This window comes from Flavobacterium sp. CF136, from assembly GCF_000282055.1.
Taxonomy (GTDB): Bacteria; Bacteroidota; Bacteroidia; order Flavobacteriales; family Flavobacteriaceae; genus Flavobacterium.
In genome coordinates this window covers 41337-60669 of the sequence record NZ_AKJZ01000006.1, presented here as the reverse complement: position 1 = coordinate 60669, position 19333 = coordinate 41337, and the positions used below count along the sequence as shown (strand labels likewise).

Here is a 19333-nt window from a genome sequence, read left to right as displayed (position 1 = left end):
TTAAATACTTTTAAAAGCGATAACAAATGAAATTACGGTTATAATAATTCCGACCATAAAAAAATTGTAAGCGATTCGAAGTAAATTATATTTGCGTTGTAAAACTAATCCAAGGTAGTATAAGTCTTTGATCATTGTTGAGTACAAATAATCACGGTCTTTCATCATCTCATTCATTGCCCAATCATAATCCTCCAAAGGCATTTTGTAGAAATTACCGAAGAACATCAGATTTACTTTTTTAGCTTCAACATCTGCACGGGTAAAGAAACCCGAAGTTACTTTTGGTCGTGTTGAAAGAATAGCAAAGATAATGGTAATAACACTTGACATCAACATAATAAAAGTCGGGATAACCAAATGAGCATTTTTTGGACTGTCTAATTTTGGAATAATCGAAGAAAGTGCAATCGAGATAATAATAGCATTTACAGACAATAAAATATTTGCCTTACTATCAGCAATACCGCTCAAACGTGTATGGTTTCCTAAACTTACACGGAACAAAGTATCGATACCCCGATCCGGTTTTTCTACTTTATCCTTCTTTTTTTCGTCATTTTCCATTGCTTTAGTCTTTTTTAATTCTTGTTTTTTAATTTTTTTTTGAACCATGGCAATAGTTTTCTCTTTTAAAGGCTGCCATTTTTTCAAGGCATAGTCCGTGTAAAATCGATGTTTGTTCAATAAGAAATTTAAATTTTCTTTTGCCCATTCTAAACTGGAAAAAGAAATATCCATGGTGCTTTCTAATTCAGAACGTAATAATTCGCAGGAAGATTCATATTCAAGACTTGTAATGTGAACATAATCAGCATCTTTAATTATCTTTTCTAATTGTGTTTGTGGGACATACAATTTTGAAGTCGCCAAAATAAGTTTAGAAACTTCTGTTATAAATTCATCCGACTGTTCTTTTTCTTTTAAAAACTTAGTTACAATCTTCACACTCTCATCTTCATGGTTTTCTACTCCATTTAGATAACCTGTGTCATGAAACCATGCTGCAACCAAAAGCATTTCCTTGTCTGCGCCTTCTACTTTTTCCTTGTCACAAAGCTTGATAACAGCATTTACGACATTAAAAGTATGGTTGAAATTATGGTAAGAATATAAATTAGAAAGGTTATCTTTGAGTAAATTACTGACGAAATCTTCGGATTGTTTTACTAGATTCATAAAGAATATTTTTTATACGACTAAATTATGAAATTGTTTTTGGATAATCATTTTATTGCTAAGATTAAAACTCAAATAGTATCTTTTTCGCTTTTGTTTTTAATCTGTTCATGTGCTACAAATCATACTCAATTTGGGAAAAATATAACTACTGACGATGTTGAAAACGCTACTGATACTATAAAAATTGCACATACTTTTTATTTAGTTGGAGATGCTGGAAATGCAGATGAAGAAAAACCACAGCAAACACTTGAGTTATTGCATCAGAAACTAAAAAAAGCCAATAAAAGATCAACTTTAATCTTTTTGGGTGATAATATATATCCAAAAGGTTTTCCAAGTGATAATCATCCTTTGGATAAAACCCTGGCAGAAACAAAACTTACAAACCAATTAAAATTAACGGAAGGATTTAAAGGCAAAACGATATTTATTCCGGGAAATCATGATTGGTATAGCGGTATTAAAGGCCTCGAACGTCAAGCGGATTTTGTAACTAAATATCTCAATGATAAAAAATCATTTTTACCCAGAAAAAGCTGCCCGATTGAAGAGGTGAAAATAGATAGTACAGCTTGTTTGGTAACTATTGACAGTGAATGGTTTTTAGAAAATTGGAATAACCATCCTACTATAAATGATAATTGTGACATCAAAACCCGCGAATATTTTTTTGATGAACTTGAAAGTATTTTAAATAAAAATCAGGAAAAAACGATTATTCTTGCCCTTCATCATCCTTTAATGAGTAACGGAACTCATGGAGGTCAGTTTTCATTAGAAAAACAATTGTTTCCTTTAGAAAATAAAATTCCACTGCCTATTATTGGTTCATTGATAAATTTTATTCGAAAAACTTCCGGGATTAGCCCTCAGGATATTCAAAATAAGCAATATACTATTTATTCAAAAAGAATAAAAGCACTCATTCAGGGACAAAAAAATGTAATCGTTGTTTCTGGTCATGATCATAATCTGCAGTTTATCAATAATGAAAATATTAATCAGATTATAAGTGGGGCCGGTTCAAAATATGAGGCTGCAAAAGCAGTAAATCCTTATGATTTTTCTTATGGAGGAAATGGTTACGCAACATTGGCCTTGTTTAAAAGCGGAGATGCAAAAGTTGCTTTTTTTGGAAACGAAAATAATAAGGAGAAATTGCTTTTTGAACGTGAAATTATCAAGGCAAAAGAAATAAATTGGATAAAAAAGGGCACGAATGATTTTCCTTCTACAACTACAGCTTCTATCTATTCAAAAGAAATGACACGAAAAAGTTTTTTTCATAAATTTCTTTTTGGAAATCACTATCGAAAATATTACAGCTTACCTATCGAAGCAAAAACAGCAACTTTAGATACTTTAATGGGAGGTTTGAAACCAATTCGTGAAGGAGGAGGGCATCAGTCTATATCCTTAAGAATGATGGATTCCAAGAAAAGAGAATATGTAATGAGGGCTTTAAAAAAGAGTGCAACACAATTTCTTCAATCAGTTGCTTTTAAGGATCAATATGTGGCAAACGATTTTGAGGATACATATGTCGAAGGATTTTTACTTGACTTTTACACAACATCACATCCTTATACACCTTTTGCAGTAGGTGATATGGCAGACAAACTAGGTTTAGCTCATACCAATCCGGTTTTGTATTACATTCCGAAACAAAATGCCTTAAAAGAATTTAATTCAAATTTTGGTGATGCATTATATATGGTAGAAGAGCGTCCGACAGATAATCAAAAGGATGCACGAAGTTTCGGTAAACCAAATGATATTATTGGTACCGATGATATGATGAAAAATTTCCATAAAGATGAAAAGTATGTTGTAGATGAAAAAGAATATATGAAAGCGCGTTTATTTGATATGCTTATAGGCGATTGGGACCGACATGCTGATCAATGGCGCTGGGGAGAATATAATGAGGGGGATAAAATCGTTTACAAACCGATTCCACGTGATCGTGATCAGGCTTTTGCAAAGTATGACGGAACTTTACTTTCTTTATTAATGAATATTCCGGCATTGCGACATATGCGTACTTTTAAAAAAGAAATTGATAATGTAAAATGGTTGAATCGTGAACCTTATCCATTAGATTTGGCTTTTGTTCGAATTTCAGATAAAAATGATTGGATTACGCAAGCTAAATACATTCAGGAGCATCTTTCGGATAATGATATTGATCAGGCTTTTAAAAATCTGCCCAAAGAAGTTCAGGACGAAACTATTGAAGATATTAAACAAAAACTGAAGAGTCGAAAAAAGGAACTTCAAAAATATGCGGCTATTTATTCTGATGTATTGGCTCATACAGTTATAATAGCAGGCACGGACAAAAAGGACAAATTTGTTCTGAACCATAATTCTAAAAATAGCCTGGAATTAAAAGTGTATCGAATCAAAAAAGAAGGTGAAGAGTTGCTTTATACCAAAGTTTACAACGATAAAATAACAAAAAACCTTTGGATTTATGGTTTGGATGATGACGATATTTATGAAGTGAACGGAAAATATAAATCGAACATTTTAATTCGGTTAATTGGAGGACAGAACAATGATTTATACACGATTGACAATGGCAGAAAAGTTAAGATATATGATTTTAAATCAAAAATAAACACTTATAATCTTGATAAAAAAGCGCAAACTGTTCTTACTGATGATTATGATGTGAATTTATATAATTTTGAAAAACCAAAATATAATGTGATTTCAGGTTTGCCAACTGCAGGTTATAATCCGGATGATGGTGTAAAATTAGGAATTAATCTTAATTATACGGTGAATAATTTCAAGCAAAACCCGTATACTCAAAAACATGTTTTAAATGGGTTTTATTATTTTGCAACAAGTGGCTTTGAGCTAGATTATACAGCACATTTTCCGGGATTATTAGGGAATTGGGTAATTGATGCAGAAGCAAAATTCACCACGCCAAATTTTGCAATAAATTATTTTGGTTACGGAAATAAAACCACAAATAACGATCAGGATCTGGGAATGGATTATAATCGTGTTCGAATCCAAAAATTAAGGGTTGCGCCTGCTGTAAGACATGTTGGCCGTTATGGAAGTGAGCTAAGTTTTCAGGCTGTTTTTGAGCAAATGAAAGTTGAAGATACAAATGGCCGCTTTATTGATGTTCCCGGAATTGTAAATCCGGAAATTTTTGAAAATCAGCAATATGGCGGCGCAACAATAAAATATAGTTTCAAAAATGTCGACTTCGTTTCAAAACCTACTTTAGGAATGGGATTTATGATATCAGGAAGCTGGCTCACAAATTTGAATGATACCAAGCAAAATTTTCCAACGATAGAAAGTAATTTAAGTTTCGTGCATAAGATTGATTCGCAGGGCAAATTCATTTTTGCGACTATGTTTAAAACAAAAGCGATTCTGAATGATAATTATGAATTTTATCAAGGTGTAACTTTAGGAGGTGATAAAGATCTGCGTGGGTATAGAAATGAACGATTTTTAGGAAATACGTCCTTCTCACAAAGTACTGATTTGCGTTATAGTATTGGAAGGATACGTAAATCAATAATTCCTTTGACCTATGGAATTTTAGCCGGTTTTGATTACGGCCGTATATGGTTAAATGCTGAGGATTCAAAAAAATGGCATAACGATTTTGGTGGCGGAATATGGATAAACGGAATAAATGTAATTACTGCAAGAGTTTCTTACTTTAAATCACCTGATGAAATCGGAAGGGTTGTTATAGGTGCAGCTTACAGTTTTTAATTTATTGATTTACGGAAAAATGAATGTTACTTCAACTTAAATTCATAGACTTTTCCGCCTATTTTATTTGTTTTTTCGTCAGCAATTAATAAAGTAGTATTGTCTTTAAAAACGATAGCTTCTTTTTGGGAAAAGTGATTTAGACTAATTTCAGTCTGAGTTCCTTTATTAAATAAATCACCCGGATAATTCTTAAATAAAACTATTTTATCATGGCTTAACAAAACTACTTTTTTTCCGTCAGGGCTAATTGTAGCACTTGTTAAAACACAGTGATTATAGTTGTCGCAAGTTTTAAATTCACCTATTTTGGTTGCTTTTTGAGTTCCCGGTGCGTTTAGGATTTTGTAAATAAAAGCTGTTCCGTCAAAATTTTTACTTCTGTTTTTAGTGAAAAGGTAAAAGTAATTTTGGTATTCAAAAAAGCCTTCAACATCATAAAATAACTCTTTTTTCTTTGGAGGAAATTCTGTTTGTTCCGGGTAAGAAAATGAAACTTTATATTCGGCAACCGCATTTTCTTTATTTAATTCATTTTTGGCTACTTTATAAATACATAAATCCTGACGCTCATTGTCGTTATTGCCAAAATCACCAATATAAATATTTCCGTTTTTGTCTTTTGTGATATCTTCCCAATCTACATTTGCTGCATTTGTAACTGTAATGGTTTTATTTGTCTTTCCATCAGAATTTAAAGCGTAGATTTTGTTTGCATTTCCACTGTCTTCCAAAGTATAAATCAAATTCGTTTCCGGAAAATAAGTAATTCCCGAAACTTCTTTCAGTTTTTTTGGAAGTGAAAATATCGTTTTTAAATCACTATTTGATTGTTGTTGACAAGCCAGTAAAACTATTGATATTGCTAAAAAAAAAGGTTTTTTCATAATATTATTTTTTGCATAGATTAAATGGATTTATAAAAAGTAAGAAACAAACTTTGTGAATCTTCTGTTTACTTAAGAATTTTAATAAAACCTTTGTGTAGTTCTGTGGTAAATATATTTCTAAATTAAATTCGTGTTTTTAAAATTACGTGTGATAAACTCAAAAGCTGCAAACATAATATGGCCCATAGATTTTGCATTTTTAAACTTCGCATCATTTGTATAACGGTATAATTCCATTTTTAGTTGATTCAGATGTTCTTCTGTCGAAATGGTATCATGGCACATGATATTCAATAACTTTTTGATTCTGTTTTCAGCTGAGTGAATCCGTTTTGCGAGAATGGCCCTTTCTTCATCTTTATATTGAAAAATAGAACGTTCTTCCAGTTTTTCCTTGATCAGTTTTATCATCGGATAATTTTCTTTGAAAAATTGCGGGCGATATACTTTGAAATTACCTTCATAACATTGCTGGTCAAAATCTATAGGACGGATTTTATAGACTACCTGGTCAAAATCATGAATTGGTACAATTACATAATTATAAGCGCGCATGTCGCCTAAAAGTCTGATCATACAGCGTTCATTGAACTTAACGAACTCTTTTGCTATCTGGGATTTTTCGGTTTCCGTGCAATTATTCAGCAAAGTATCCATAAAAACATCTCCGGGAATACCAATGATGTGTTCTTCGATCAGGGTGTCTTTATAAACTAAAAAGTTGATTTTGTCAGGAGATAAGATATCTTCTAATTCCAATCCGTAAATTCTGGAAGCATCTGCCTTTTTAATATAAAAGTGGACATAATTATCGTTAAGGATATTTCGAACCTTAATTCGGAATGGCTTTGAATTTCCAAAAGTACAGTAATCAATGGCATCAATATTAAGAAACTGAATAATCTCACTATTTCCATCAGAATGTAAAAGCGAGTAGACTTTTTTTAGGTTTAGGTCGATTTCATTTCTCTCAAATTCACTGTAATAGACACGGATCCATAATGTATCATCCTCATTTTTATCATATACATTTACAGAGCCGGAAAAACGCAATAGGTCGTCATAAAACACAGACACTTTTGAGATGCGTTCGTAGCGTTCTAAATAATTTAACAGGGACTGTGTTAAAGGGTAAGAAGGTTTTTTTAATAGCATTAATGGCTCGCTCATTTTCAATATCTTTAATGCAAATTTACATTAAATTACATTTAGGAGTAACAAAAAGAAAGTTGAAACGTCTTACTAAAAACTAAAACCGAAATTAATTTGGAAACCATACTTACTATTCAGAATCTTCATAAAAGATACGGGCGTATTCAAGCCTTGAAAAATGTATCTTTTGATATACAAAAAGGCCGCGTTTATGGAATTTTAGGACCAAACGGAAGCGGAAAATCAACTACTTTAGGAATTGTTTTGAATGTTGTAAACCGAACTTCGGGTAATTACAGCTGGTTTGGAGGAAAAGTGGAAACACATGAAGCCTTGAAAAAAGTTGGTGCTATTATAGAACGCCCTAACTTTTATCCGTACATGACTGCCGAAGAAAACCTGAAATTAGTTTGCAAAATAAAAAGCATCAATTATTCTAAAATCAATGAAAAACTGGATTTAGTAGGTTTAACTGAAAGAAAAGATAGTAAGTTCAGTACTTTTTCGTTAGGGATGAAACAGCGTTTAGCTATTGCTTCGGCACTTTTAAATGATCCTGAAATTTTAATTTTAGATGAGCCTACGAATGGTTTAGATCCACAGGGAATTCATCAAATTAGAGATATTATCAGAAAAATAGCATCACAGGGAACTACTATTTTATTGGCTTCACATTTATTGGATGAGGTTGAAAAAGTTTGTTCACATGTGATTGTTTTGCGAAAAGGAGAAATTTTATATTCAGGTTCAGTTGATGGAATGTCTGCCAACGAAGGTTTTTTTGAAGTTCAGTCTGACGATAATGAAACTTTGAAAATGGTTTTAAAAGAGCACTCTGCAATCGATCATGTAAAAGAAGAAGAAGGAAAGGTTTTAGTTTATTTAAAATCAGAATTATCCGCTTCAGAATTAAACCAATTTCTGTTTTCTAAAAATATTACGTTATGTCATTTAGTAAAACGTAAAAATAGTTTAGAAGCCCAATTTTTAGAATTAACCAAAAACGCCACACCAAATAACTAAGCCATGAACAGACTTGTATCTATAGAATTGCAAAAAATCTGGAAAAACAAAGCCAGTAAAATATTGACCCTTACTTACTTCATTTTACTTTCGTTTATTGCTTTAACTGTTTCAATTAAATATGATATAGGTCCTATTCATGTTGATCCTGCTGAAATGGGAATTTTTAATTTTCCTTTTATTTGGCATTTCACTACGTATTTTGCAATTTGGTTTCAATTTTTTCTTGGTGTTGTGATAGTTTCTATGATGGCAAATGAATATAGCTACGGAACTTTAAAACAAAATCTAATAGATGGTTTAAGTAAAGAAGAATTTATCTTATCTAAATTCTTAACTGTTGTCCTTTTTGCATTTTGTTCTACAATTTTTATTTTTGTAATGAGCTTAATATTAGGATTATTTTATTCATCTTATAACGAATTTGATATCATTTTTAGTGATTTAGAATATCTATTAGCTTATTTTATTGAACTGACCGGATTTTTCTCTTTTTGCTTATTTGTAGGAATTTTGATAAAACGTTCTGCATTCGCCTTAGGATTTGTACTTGTCTGGCGTATTTTAGAATGGATAATAATATTTCATATTCTGCCAAATAATACTATAGGTAATTACATTTCGAAAGTTTTACCATTAGAATCAATGTCTAATTTAATTATTGAGCCTGTTACAAGATTGTCGCTAATAAAAACAATAGGAAATCAAATAGGAGTTGCAGGAGCGAAAGATTATAGTGTGCATTGGTTTTCAATTTTAATTGTTTCAATATGGACATTTTTATTCGTTTATTTCTCTTATAAAATATTAAAAAACAGGGATTTGTAGTAGTTTTTTGATTTTATAGTTTGTTTTAGAATTGTCTGAATAGTAGTTTTTTAAACCTAAAAACAGATAAGCAAAATATTTTAGATAGATAATGCCAAGCAGAACTGTAACTTAGGCAATATGTCCTGACAAATAGTTCTTGATCAGGGATGTAAAAATTATTTTAGTTTAAAAGGTAATATAAAAATTATTACTTTTAAAATATGCTAAAATATATACATTTATATCTTTCTCTGCTATTATTGCCGCTTTTGAGTTTTTCTCAATTTAGTAAAACTCATTATATTCCACCTGTAGTGGCTTCAAGCGGTGTGCCTGTAGGGGAACAATATATTTATATTTCTGCTCCAAGTTTAACTCCGGTAACCTTTAGCATAAATGAAATTGGAGGGGCAATTACTACCGGAACAGTTTCCAGGGATATTCCTTATATTTTTGACATTAATGCGCATAATGCAAATCAATTGGTTCTTGATCAATCTGAAGCAAGCAGTATCAAATCTAATCGAGGCTATATTATTGAAGCAGCTGATATTGTGTATGCTACAGTCAGAGTTATTGACAGATCAGGGAATCAATCAAGTGAGATAGTTTCTAAAGGTTTAGCTGCATTGGGTACTCAGTTTAGAATTAGCGGTCTTACAAATAAATTAAATACGGGTTATTCAGATAGGCATTTGACATTTGCATCAGTTTTAGCGACTGAAAACAACACAGTAATCAATTTTAAAGATATCAAAACAGGAGCAGTTTTGATAAATAATACCCTTACAGGAAATTCGATACCGAGTATTATCCTGAATAGTGGTGAGAGTTATACTATTGCAGTACAAGGTCCAACGCCAGCTAATAATGATGCACTTATTGGGGCATTAATTTCGTCAAACAAACCCATAGCTGTAAATTGTGGTTCCTTTGCAGGTTCCAATGGAGAAGTAAGAAATAATGTAGATTTAGGATTCGACCAAATTGTTTCGGCAGAAAGAACAGGGACTGATTATATTTTTATTAAAAGTACAGGTTCCCAAAATGTAGAAAAAGTCATTTTAATTGCCCATGAAGATAATACCGAAATATTTTTAAATGGTGCTGTAACTCCAAATTACACCATTAATGCAGGTGAATATGTTTCGCTTTTAGGGTCTGATTATAATTCTCAGGGAAATTTGTATGTGCGCTCAGGTAAAAATATATTTGCTTATCAGAGTGTGGGTGATAATGCAAGGGGTGATGAAGCCAATCAGGAAATGTTTTTTGTACCGCCTTTAAGTTGTCAAACGCCAAAATCAATAGACAATATTCCTTCTATTGAGTCAGTAGGGAATCGTGTTTTCACCAGCAGGGTTACGCTTACGACAAAAACCGGTTCAGGTTTAAATTTTATAATTAATAAGGTTCCTTATACTTTGGCGACACTGCCTCCGAATGTAAATGTTTTTGGACCGACTACTGTCACAGGAAATACAGAATATGAATGCTATGTTCTAACCGGACTAACCGGAAATGTATCTGTTTTTTCTACCTCTCAATTGTATTTAGCTGCATATGGCAGCGATGGCGCAGCAACATTTGGAGGGTATTATTCAGGTTTTACTTTTAAACCGGAAGTGAATTTCCAACAATTAAATGTAACCCAGTCTAGCTGTATTCCTAATGTTAGACTTAATGTGAGCTCCCTCACAGGATTTGATTTGTTTCAGTGGTATTTTAATAATGTCGAAATTTCCGGTGCTAATTCTAATACATATTCACCAACGCAATCAGGATATTATAAAGTAAAAGCAACATTGTCAGCCTGTGGTATAGAATTATTTTCTGATGAAATTCCTGTTAGTGATTGTCCAACAGATATGGATAATGACAAAGCCAATGACAATGTAGATTTGGATAATGATGGGGATGGAATAACGAATTGCACTGAATCATTTGGAAATCAGAATATAGATATTTCTAATTTAAGTTCGAAAACTATTTCCATAGGGACTTATACAAATTCATTTACTCAAACGATTACTACTTCGACAACAGCAAGCAGTGTTCCTTTTTTAGGAAATACTGACGGAAGTTTTGTTAGTGAAGTGCCTGCAGGTAAAACAAATTGGATGAAATGTACGATGACTTTTGCTCAACCCACTTCAATTGGGTTGGATTATATTTTAACAGCAAATACAACTGATTTACTGAATTCTACTGCTGAATATATTGTGAATTCAGAAACAAACAAAACTATAACCGTATTAAATCCAAATAATCAATTATTGATTGATACAAATTATGATGGGTTTTATGAAAGTGGTGTAACTGAATTTTCATCATTTGAAATTCGTTTCAGGTTAAATGGTGCAATTCCATTAGCAGCAGGAACAGGAACTTTTAAGTTTTTAACGAATCAGGCTAAAATGATTAGTTTTAAGCATCAAAATCTTTCCGACACAGTATTAAATAAAACATCCTTAAAATTTTATTTGGTTTGCGTTCCCAAAGATTATGATAATGATGGGGTTTTAGATCAGTTAGATCTCGATAGTGATAATGATGGTGTTCCGGATGCTGTTGAAGCACAAGGCGTAAACTTTAAAATTGCATCTAATATTGATGCTAATCACGATGGGGTTGATGATACTTATGGTAATGGACTAACACCTGCAGATTTCGACAATGACAATGTTCCTGATTATTTAGATTTGGATAGTGATAATGACGGAATTTACGATCTGATAGAATCAGGGAGCAATGCTGCAGATACGAATTTAAATGGTATAATTGATGGAAATGATTTTGGAGTAAACGGATTGACAAATTCAGTAGAAACTATTCCGGAAAGTGCAAAACTGAATTATAGCATCCTTGATACCGATTCAGATGGTATTCATAATTATATAGAACTTGACAGTGATAATGATTTGTGTTCTGATGTAACAGAAGCAGGATTTATCGATCCTAATAGTGATAATTTTTTGGGAGCTGTTTCACCTCCAACAGTAAATACAAACGGTATTGTTACAAGCGGAATAGGTTATACAAATCCAAACTTAAATTATACGATTGCAGCACCAATTATTATTGACAATCAGCCAGAAAACAAATCTGTTTGTGAATTACAAAATACAACTTTTACAATTGTTGCTGCTTTAATTTCGGGTTATCAATGGCAGGTTTCTGTCAACAATGGTAATACCTGGATTGATTTGGTTAATAATGTAACGTATTCGGGAGTAAATACATCATTGTTAGCAGTTTCAAACGTTTCCCAATCGATGAATACATATCAATATAGAGTGTTTTTGAGCCGAACAGGAAATTCATGCGGATTATATTCTAATGCTGTAGCATTGGCAATATTAGCATTGCCAACAATCAATTCTCCTGTGACTTTAGTGCAATGTGATGATGATACAGATGGGGTTTCTATATTCAATTTAACACAGAAGAATAATAACATTTCTGCCAATTCAGCTATAGAAAAGTTTAGTTACTACACTACTATTGCCGGGGCAGAATCACAAGATACCTCATCATTAATTGCAAATCCTCAAGCTTATACTGCTTCAGATAAAACAATTTATGTGCGTATTGAAAATGCAAATGGTTGTTTTAGTATCTCACAGTTAAATCTTGTTGTTTCCGTAACTCAAATACCTAGTAGTTTTCAAATTACAGATTATCAGGTATGTGATGATTTTTTAGACGAGTCCAATACTGACAAAGATGGTATTTCGAGTTTTGATTTCAGTAATGCAACACAGGAAATCAAAAACACACTTCCGGCTCCGGCTACAAATTATGTGATAAGCTATTATAAAAACGAAACTGATTTTCTGGCTGAAACAGATGCTTCCGGAAATTCATTAGCCATTACAAATATTTCAAATTATCGAAATATTGGATATCCAAATAATCAAAAAATATGGGCAAGAGTTGAAAATTCCTTATCTAATGATTGTTTTGGATTTACTACTTTTAATTTAATTGTAAATCCACTTCCAAATATAAATCTAAACACTGACGGGAGCGAAAATGAAATTGTCTGCAGTAATCTGCCGGAATTTTTGGTTACACTTGAAGCAGGTATTAATGATGGTACACCAATAAATGATTATACTTATCAATGGTATTTGAATGGGGATGTGATTTTAGGAGCAACCACTTTTTCTATAGAGGTTAATACACAAGGAACATATAGTGTTGATGTAAGAAACGGAAATAATTGTTTTAGAACCCGAACTGTAAAAGTCGTTGCATCAAATATTGCTGAAATTACAGCTATTGAAATTAATGATTTAAACGATAACAATTCAGTTTTAATTAATGTAACGGGTTCCGGACATTATGTTTATAGTATTACGGATTCAAATGGCCCTTATCAGGATTCCAATTTATTCGAAAATATTGCTCCAGGTTTTCATACGGTTTATGTCAAAGATTTGAATGGATGTGGAATTGCTGAAAAAACAATTGCAGTTCTGGGAGTTCCAAAATTTTTCACTCCAAATGGAGACGGTTATAATGACACTTGGAATGTAGAAGGTGTAAATGCAGATTTTTATTCCAAATCAATCATTTATATTTTTGACAGGTTTGGAAAACTTATCAAACAGATTTCTCCTTCAGGTTCAGGTTGGGATGGTACATTTTTAGGTGTTCCGCTGCCGGCAGACGATTATTGGTATACTGCAAAATTTGAGGATGGCAGGGAAGCAAAAGGACATTTTAGTTTGAAAAGATAAAGGTTTAAAAAATTCCAAACTATAAATTCCAAATTCCAAGCTTCAAACTCCAACTTCAAAAAAGAAAAAATCCCAAATTCCAGTAATTGGAATTTGGGATTTTAAAATATTGGAATTTGATATATTAGAATTTAAATCTTTTTCTATCAGTTTCTGTCAAATATATTTTTCTCAAACGAATAGATTTTGGAGTAACCTCTACATATTCATCTTTTTGAATGTATTCTAAAGCTTCCTCTAATGAGAAAATAATTGGAGGAATGATTCTTGCTTTTTCATCATTTCCAGAAGAACGAACGTTAGATTGTTTTTTCTCCTTAGTTACGTTTACACACATATCATCACCACGAGAGTTTTCTCCAATTACCTGACCTTCGTAAATTTCGGCATTTGGTTCAACAAAAAACTTACCACGATCTTGTAATTTATCGATAGAATAAGGAATAGCTTTTCCTTTTTCCATAGAGATCAATGAACCTTTGTTACGTCCGGCAATTTCTCCTTTGTAAGGTTCGTATCCTATAAAACGGTGTGCCATAATAGCCTCACCAGCAGTAGCAGTAAGCAATTGATTACGCAATCCAATAATTCCACGTGATGGAATATTAAATTTTACAATCATACGGTCACCTTTAGTTTCCATACTCAGCATTTCACCTTTACGCATTGTAACGAACTCAACCGCTCTGCCTGAAAGAGTTTCTGGTAAATCGATTGTTAATTCCTCAATTGGCTCACATTTTTTACCATCAATTTCTTTGATGATAACTTGTGGCTGACCAATTTGTAATTCGTAACCTTCTCTTCTCATTGTTTCAATAAGAACAGATAAGTGAAGTACTCCACGACCAAAAACCATAAACTTATCAGCAGAATCGGTTTCACCTAACTTCATAGCTAAGTTTTTCTCTAATTCTTTTGTCAAACGTTCTCTAATATGACGAGAAGTTACAAATTTACCCTCTTTACCGAAGAAAGGAGAGTCATTAATTGTAAACAACATACTCATAGTAGGCTCGTCGATATCAATCGTTTTTAGACCTTCCGGATTTTCAAAATCAGCAATAGTATCACCAATTTCAAAACCTTCAACTCCAATGATTGCACAAATATCTCCAGCAATAACCTGTTGTACTTTTTTACGGCCAAGTCCTTCAAAGGTATGAAGTTCTTTGATACGGGATTTAGATATAGTACCATCTCTTTTTACTAATGAGATTGGCATACCTTCGTTAAGAATTCCTCTTTCCAAACGACCAATAGCAATACGACCTGTAAAGGCTGAGAAATCTAAAGAAGTAATCAACATTTGTGGTGTTCCTTCAGAAACTTTAGGAGCAGGTACATTTTCAACAACCATATCCAATAATGCTTCAACATTATCAGTTACGTTTTCCCAATGATCAGACATCCAGTTATTTTTAGCAGAACCATAAACTGTTGGAAAATCCAACTGCCATTCTTCTGCACCTAATTCAAACATTAAGTCAAAAACTTTTTCGTGAACTTCTTCAGGAGTACAGTTTTCTTTATCAACTTTATTGATAACTACACAAGGTTTTAAACCTAAATCTATAGCTTTTTGTAATACAAAACGAGTTTGTGGCATTGGTCCTTCAAAAGCATCAACAAGCAAACATACACCATCGGCCATGTTTAATACACGTTCTACTTCACCTCCAAAATCCGCGTGGCCAGGAGTGTCAATAATATTGATTTTTGTTCCTTTATATTGAACAGATACGTTTTTTGAAGTAATAGTAATACCTCTTTCACGCTCTAAATCGTTATTATCAAGAATTAAATCACCTGTATTTTCGTTGTCACGAAATAATTGACAGTGATACATAATTTTATCAACCAAAGTGGTTTTACCGTGATCGACGTGGGCAATAATTGCAATGTTTCTAATAGATTCCATCTGTGATTTTTAATGGGTGCAAAGGTACACTTTATTTTGATATAAAAAACGTTTTGAAGATAGATTACGTAATGTCAATGAATTAGTTTAACGAAATAGTAATAATTCTATAGATTTAAAGTGTTTTCATTTGTTAAAATTTGGTATATTTACCTATATTTGAGTAATGAAAAGTAAACCAAAACAAATCACGCTGATATACATTATCATTTCGTTATTTATGGCTATCCTATGTCATAAATTTCTCGTTAACTGTGCTTTAGGTGTAGCGTTTTATCATTTTAGTTTTATAAAAGATATTTTTTTTATTCTTTTTACCGGTGCAATCTTTAATTATATTTTGTCAAAAAATGAAAGTAGGGACATCTCTATCTTAAAAAAGATGGAGCTTAATAATGAAGAAATTAAAGAATCTAATGAAAAATATGATATAGTTGCAAAAGCTACAAGTGATACGATATGGGACTGGAAAATACAGGAAGATTATCTTACATGGAATAAAGGTATCGAAAATGTTTTTGGCTATAAACATGATGAAGTAGGCATAACTTCAAAATGGTGGTTTGATAAAATTCATCCGGAAGATTCTATAAAAATGTCTGTCAAGTTATATTCTTTTATTGAGCTTAAAACAGAAAAATGGCAGGATCAGTATAGGTTCAGATGTGCTGACGGAACTTATAAGTATGTTTTGGACAGAGGCTTTCTCTTAAAAGACGAAAATGGTAAAAGTGTCAGAATGATCGGTGCCATTCAGGATATTACAAAACAAAAAGAAGAGGAACAAAGACTTAAACTTTTAGAAACAGTTATTACCCAATCAAAAGATTCTATTCTGATTACCGAAGCAAATTCTACAGATGGCAAAATTCCGCGTATAGTTTATGTAAATCCTGCATTCTCTAAAATGTCGGGTTATGAATCTGATGAAATCCTTGGGAAATCACCAAATGTTTTTAAAGGACCAAACTCCGATCCTGTAACATTGAAAAAAATATTAAAAGCAATTAAGGATGAAAAGGAATGTTTAATTGAAACGATAACATACAGTAAAACTAAAAGAGAATATTGGGTGCGTTTTTCAATGATTCCAATTTTTAATGCAGAAGGTGTAATATCACATTGGATCTCTATTCAGCAGGATATTACAGAAGAAAGGAAATTAGAAACTGAAAAAGAACATCTAATACGTGAGTTGACTCAGAATAATAAAGACTTAAAACAGTTTTCCTATATTACTTCGCATAATCTGAGAGCTCCATTATCTAATTTAATTGGTTTGTTAAACTTAATCGAAGACATACCTATTGAAAACTCTGAATTAGAAGAAATATTAAATGGCTTTAATAAGTCTACGCATCTCTTAAATGAAACGATTAATGATTTAGTAAAGGTAATCATTATAAAAGACAACCCTTCAATGCAAAAAGAAATGGTTTCCTTAAGTGAGGTTTTTGAGAATGTATTTAGCCAGTTATCCTTTCAGATAGAAGCACATAAGCCTATAATAAAGCTTAAATTGGATAAAGTTCCATTACTGAATACAAATAAAGCATATATCGAAAGCATATTATTAAATTTGTTGACGAATTCTATAAAATACAAATCTGAGAATAGAAAATTAAAAATCTCTATTACTGCAGAACAGATTGATCAAAAAGTTTTTTTAACTTTCAGCGATAACGGAATCGGAATTGATTTAGAAAGAAATCGGGATAAAGTGTTTGGATTATATCAAAGATTTCACAATTATCCGGACAGTAAAGGTCTGGGTTTATATCTTGTAAAATCCCAGGTTGAAACTATGGGTGGGACTATTAGTGTAGAAAGCGAGGTGAATAAAGGAACCTCATTTATCATAACATTTAAAAACTAATATGATGGAACAAATTTTATGTATAGATGACGATCCTATTACATTAATGCTGTCTAGAAAAGTAATTGAGAAGTCTTCTTTTTCAGATGAAATCATTACCGCTCAAAATGGTGAAGAAGCTTTATTATACTTTAATACATTGAAATATAGTAAAGCTAAAATAGTTAAAAAACCACAGCTTATTTTTCTCGATTTAAATATGCCGGTTATGGGAGGCTGGGAATTTTTGGATTATTTTACATCCCCCGCTTATGATGAATTTAATTCGGTAAATGTTATTGTTTTGTCTTCTACGATTAATCCTGAAGACTTACTCAAAGCCAAGAAATATCCAATAATTAAAGATTTTCTTTCCAAGCCCATAACAAAGGCAATGTTGGAATACCTTAAAAACAAAATGGATTTATAAATAAAAAAACCTCAATTACAATTAGTATTTGAGGTTTTTGCTTAGTAAGTAATAGAAAAAAGAATGCTTCTAGCTTTTTTCTTCTTTATTGAAATATACAAGGTAGTAATACATTTGTTTTTCTTCATCCCAGCCTTTTTCAACAAATTTTTCAGCACTTTCAGGGTTGATGAAATCCATTTTAATCTGAATGTGTGTATCCAGATTAATAACGTTCTTTATTGATTTTCTGGCGTCAGAAACTGCTGCGTTGGCAATAGGAAATGAGGTTATATCTTCAATACTGTATTTTTCTCCTTTATCAACTTTATAGTTTTTAAATTCCGGAATTAAATCCGGGTTGTCTAATACTTCGTTTAAGAAATTTTGCTCTTCAAACTGATCATTTTTTGCAAAATAATTTACAGACCTGTTCATGAACATCACTTCTTCTTTTTTATCTTCAGCCGGCAAGACAACATCTTTTGCAAAGTTTTGGCAGAATTTCAAGTATTTTTTTGTGATGAAGTTTTCGTCTTCAAAAGCATCAACAGATAAAAAGTGCTCTAACCAATAACGTGCATCATAACGATTGCTGTCTACTGTTAGAATTTTGTATCCTTCTTCTTTTTTATAATTAAAAATCAAGCAGCCTTTATCTAATTTGCTCAGGTTGATTCCCTGTTGTAAAATCATCTCCAGATTGCTGTCTTTTTCTTCAAACTGCAAAAAGTCTGATTGCAGCTCGCTTTTGAAAATTCCGATAGCATCAACAACATTATTATCAATACTTAAATTAGTTAAGTACGTCACATAAACCTCTCCGTTTTTAATGTGCGGATGATTTGACTGCTCGAATAAATGTGTTGTGATTTTTTTAGAAATCTCTTGTAAATTACCGGGATTATCAAAAATTTCGGTAGCATATTTAAACATGTCGTTATAATCCAAATCGACTTCATGTGCAAACTGATAATAGTTTTCTTCTTTTTCTCTAAAAGGCTTAAAAAAGTATTCTTTTATCAAAGGAACAATTTCGTCATTTAAGTTAAATGGCTGTTCCGATAAAAAAATGGCTTCGTTTCTGCTTTTGTTTCCTACGCGGTGTATCGCAAGCGTCTCGATGTGGGTGTTGAATAAGTTGATCATATTTAAAGTTGCTGAGGTTCTGAGTTGCTAAGTTTCTAAAGGTTTTAGTTTCTGTCTTTTATTTTTTTAATGAAAGCGACTAACATTCTTTCTACTTCACGATTGTCCTCATATAAATTATTAAATTCTTCTTGGTTAAGATAGGTTATATTTTTGGCAATTTCTAATTGAGTTTGCATTTCAAATAAAGAACCTGTTGAAATATTTAAAAAGCGTAAAAAATCTTTATCACTTTCTCTTCCGGATCCTTCAGTAATATTGCTGGGAATTGAAATAGAGCTTCGTCTGATTTGTGAAGTTAATCCGAAGATTTCTTCTTTTGGAAAATTGTTAGTTGAAAAATAAATTTTGGTAATCAAAGCCATTGATTTCTGCCAGATTAAAAGTTTTCTAAAATCACTCATTTTATATTTTTAATTTAATTAAAATTAAAAATAA

At 31.9% G+C, this 19333-nt stretch carries 12 protein-coding genes; 6 read left to right on the top strand and 6 right to left on the bottom strand.

Annotated features, from left to right (window positions below):
- The gene (locus PMI10_RS00930; protein ID WP_007803455.1) at positions 1–1179 is read right to left on the bottom strand and encodes a Pycsar system effector family protein; all 1179 of its coding nucleotides are present in this window, start codon (positions 1177–1179) and stop codon (positions 1–3) included.
- A gap of 27 nt (positions 1180–1206) precedes the next feature.
- Between PMI10_RS00930 and PMI10_RS00925 the strand changes: the two genes are divergently transcribed.
- Positions 1207–4941, top strand: a complete 3735-nt coding sequence (locus tag PMI10_RS00925) for a metallophosphoesterase (protein ID WP_007803453.1) — start codon at positions 1207–1209, stop codon at positions 4939–4941.
- A gap of 26 nt (positions 4942–4967) precedes the next feature.
- Here the strand turns inward: PMI10_RS00925 and PMI10_RS00920 are convergent, their stop codons facing one another.
- Positions 4968–5828, bottom strand: coding sequence for a hypothetical protein (locus PMI10_RS00920; RefSeq protein ID WP_007803451.1), 861 nt, complete (start codon positions 5826–5828; stop codon positions 4968–4970).
- A 120-nt stretch (positions 5829–5948) separates the two neighbouring features.
- Positions 5949–7001, bottom strand: coding sequence for a hypothetical protein (locus PMI10_RS00915; RefSeq protein WP_007803449.1), 1053 nt, complete (start codon positions 6999–7001; stop codon positions 5949–5951).
- A gap of 96 nt (positions 7002–7097) precedes the next feature.
- Between PMI10_RS00915 and PMI10_RS00910 the strand changes: the two genes are divergently transcribed.
- The 3 genes from PMI10_RS00910 to PMI10_RS00900 all read left to right on the top strand — a co-directional run bounded on the left by PMI10_RS00910 (position 7098) and on the right by PMI10_RS00900 (position 13561).
- Positions 7098–8006 carry an ABC transporter ATP-binding protein gene (locus PMI10_RS00910; RefSeq protein ID WP_007803447.1) on the top strand — a complete coding sequence of 303 codons (909 nt, stop codon included), beginning with the start codon at positions 7098–7100 and terminating at the stop codon, positions 8004–8006.
- A gap of 3 nt (positions 8007–8009) precedes the next feature.
- Complete coding sequence (locus tag PMI10_RS00905) at positions 8010–8834, top strand: ABC transporter permease (RefSeq protein WP_007803444.1); 825 nt, start codon at positions 8010–8012, stop codon at positions 8832–8834.
- A 203-nt stretch (positions 8835–9037) separates the two neighbouring features.
- Positions 9038–13561: a T9SS type B sorting domain-containing protein gene (locus PMI10_RS00900; protein WP_007803443.1), complete on the top strand. Its 4524-nt coding sequence runs from the start codon at positions 9038–9040 to the stop codon at positions 13559–13561.
- Positions 13562–13685: 124 nt separating this feature from the next.
- On the opposite strand, the gene typA is transcribed toward PMI10_RS00900, so the two are convergent.
- Positions 13686–15482 (bottom strand): translational GTPase TypA, encoded by a 1797-nt coding sequence (typA, locus tag PMI10_RS00895; RefSeq protein WP_007803441.1) that lies wholly within the window; start codon positions 15480–15482, stop codon positions 13686–13688.
- 382 nt (positions 15483–15864) lie between these two features.
- On the opposite strand from typA, the gene PMI10_RS00890 reads away from it, so the two are divergent.
- Positions 15865–17358 carry a PAS domain-containing sensor histidine kinase gene (locus PMI10_RS00890; RefSeq protein WP_238539436.1) on the top strand — a complete coding sequence of 498 codons (1494 nt, stop codon included), beginning with the start codon at positions 15865–15867 and terminating at the stop codon, positions 17356–17358.
- 1 nt (position 17359) lies between these two features.
- Complete coding sequence (locus tag PMI10_RS00885) at positions 17360–17767, top strand: response regulator (RefSeq protein WP_007803437.1); 408 nt, start codon at positions 17360–17362, stop codon at positions 17765–17767.
- Positions 17768–17836: 69 nt separating this feature from the next.
- Here the strand turns inward: PMI10_RS00885 and PMI10_RS00880 are convergent, their stop codons facing one another.
- Together PMI10_RS00880 and PMI10_RS00875 are read right to left on the bottom strand one after the other, a co-directional pair.
- Positions 17837–18895, bottom strand: coding sequence for a nucleoid-associated protein (locus tag PMI10_RS00880; protein ID WP_007803436.1), 1059 nt, complete (start codon positions 18893–18895; stop codon positions 17837–17839).
- 44 nt (positions 18896–18939) lie between these two features.
- Entirely contained in the window at positions 18940–19299 is a 360-nt protein-coding gene (locus PMI10_RS00875; RefSeq protein ID WP_007803434.1) for a four helix bundle protein, read from the bottom strand.
- Positions 19300–19333: the final 34 nt, after the last annotated feature.

Coding starts and splice junctions, on each gene's coding strand:
- PMI10_RS00885 (WP_007803437.1), top strand. CDS start 17,360: ATGATGGAACAAATTTTATGTATAGATGACGATCCTATTACATTAATG.
- PMI10_RS00900 (WP_007803443.1), top strand. CDS start 9,038: ATGCTAAAATATATACATTTATATCTTTCTCTGCTATTATTGCCGCTT.
- PMI10_RS00925 (WP_007803453.1), top strand. CDS start 1,207: ATGAAATTGTTTTTGGATAATCATTTTATTGCTAAGATTAAAACTCAA.
- PMI10_RS00920 (WP_007803451.1), bottom strand. CDS start 5,828: ATGAAAAAACCTTTTTTTTTAGCAATATCAATAGTTTTACTGGCTTGT.
- PMI10_RS00905 (WP_007803444.1), top strand. CDS start 8,010: ATGAACAGACTTGTATCTATAGAATTGCAAAAAATCTGGAAAAACAAA.
- PMI10_RS00880 (WP_007803436.1), bottom strand. CDS start 18,895: ATGATCAACTTATTCAACACCCACATCGAGACGCTTGCGATACACCGC.
- typA (WP_007803441.1), bottom strand. CDS start 15,482: ATGGAATCTATTAGAAACATTGCAATTATTGCCCACGTCGATCACGGT.
- PMI10_RS00930 (WP_007803455.1), bottom strand. CDS start 1,179: ATGAATCTAGTAAAACAATCCGAAGATTTCGTCAGTAATTTACTCAAA.
- PMI10_RS00890 (WP_238539436.1), top strand. CDS start 15,865: ATGGAGCTTAATAATGAAGAAATTAAAGAATCTAATGAAAAATATGAT.
- PMI10_RS00875 (WP_007803434.1), bottom strand. CDS start 19,299: ATGAGTGATTTTAGAAAACTTTTAATCTGGCAGAAATCAATGGCTTTG.
- PMI10_RS00915 (WP_007803449.1), bottom strand. CDS start 7,001: ATGAGCGAGCCATTAATGCTATTAAAAAAACCTTCTTACCCTTTAACA.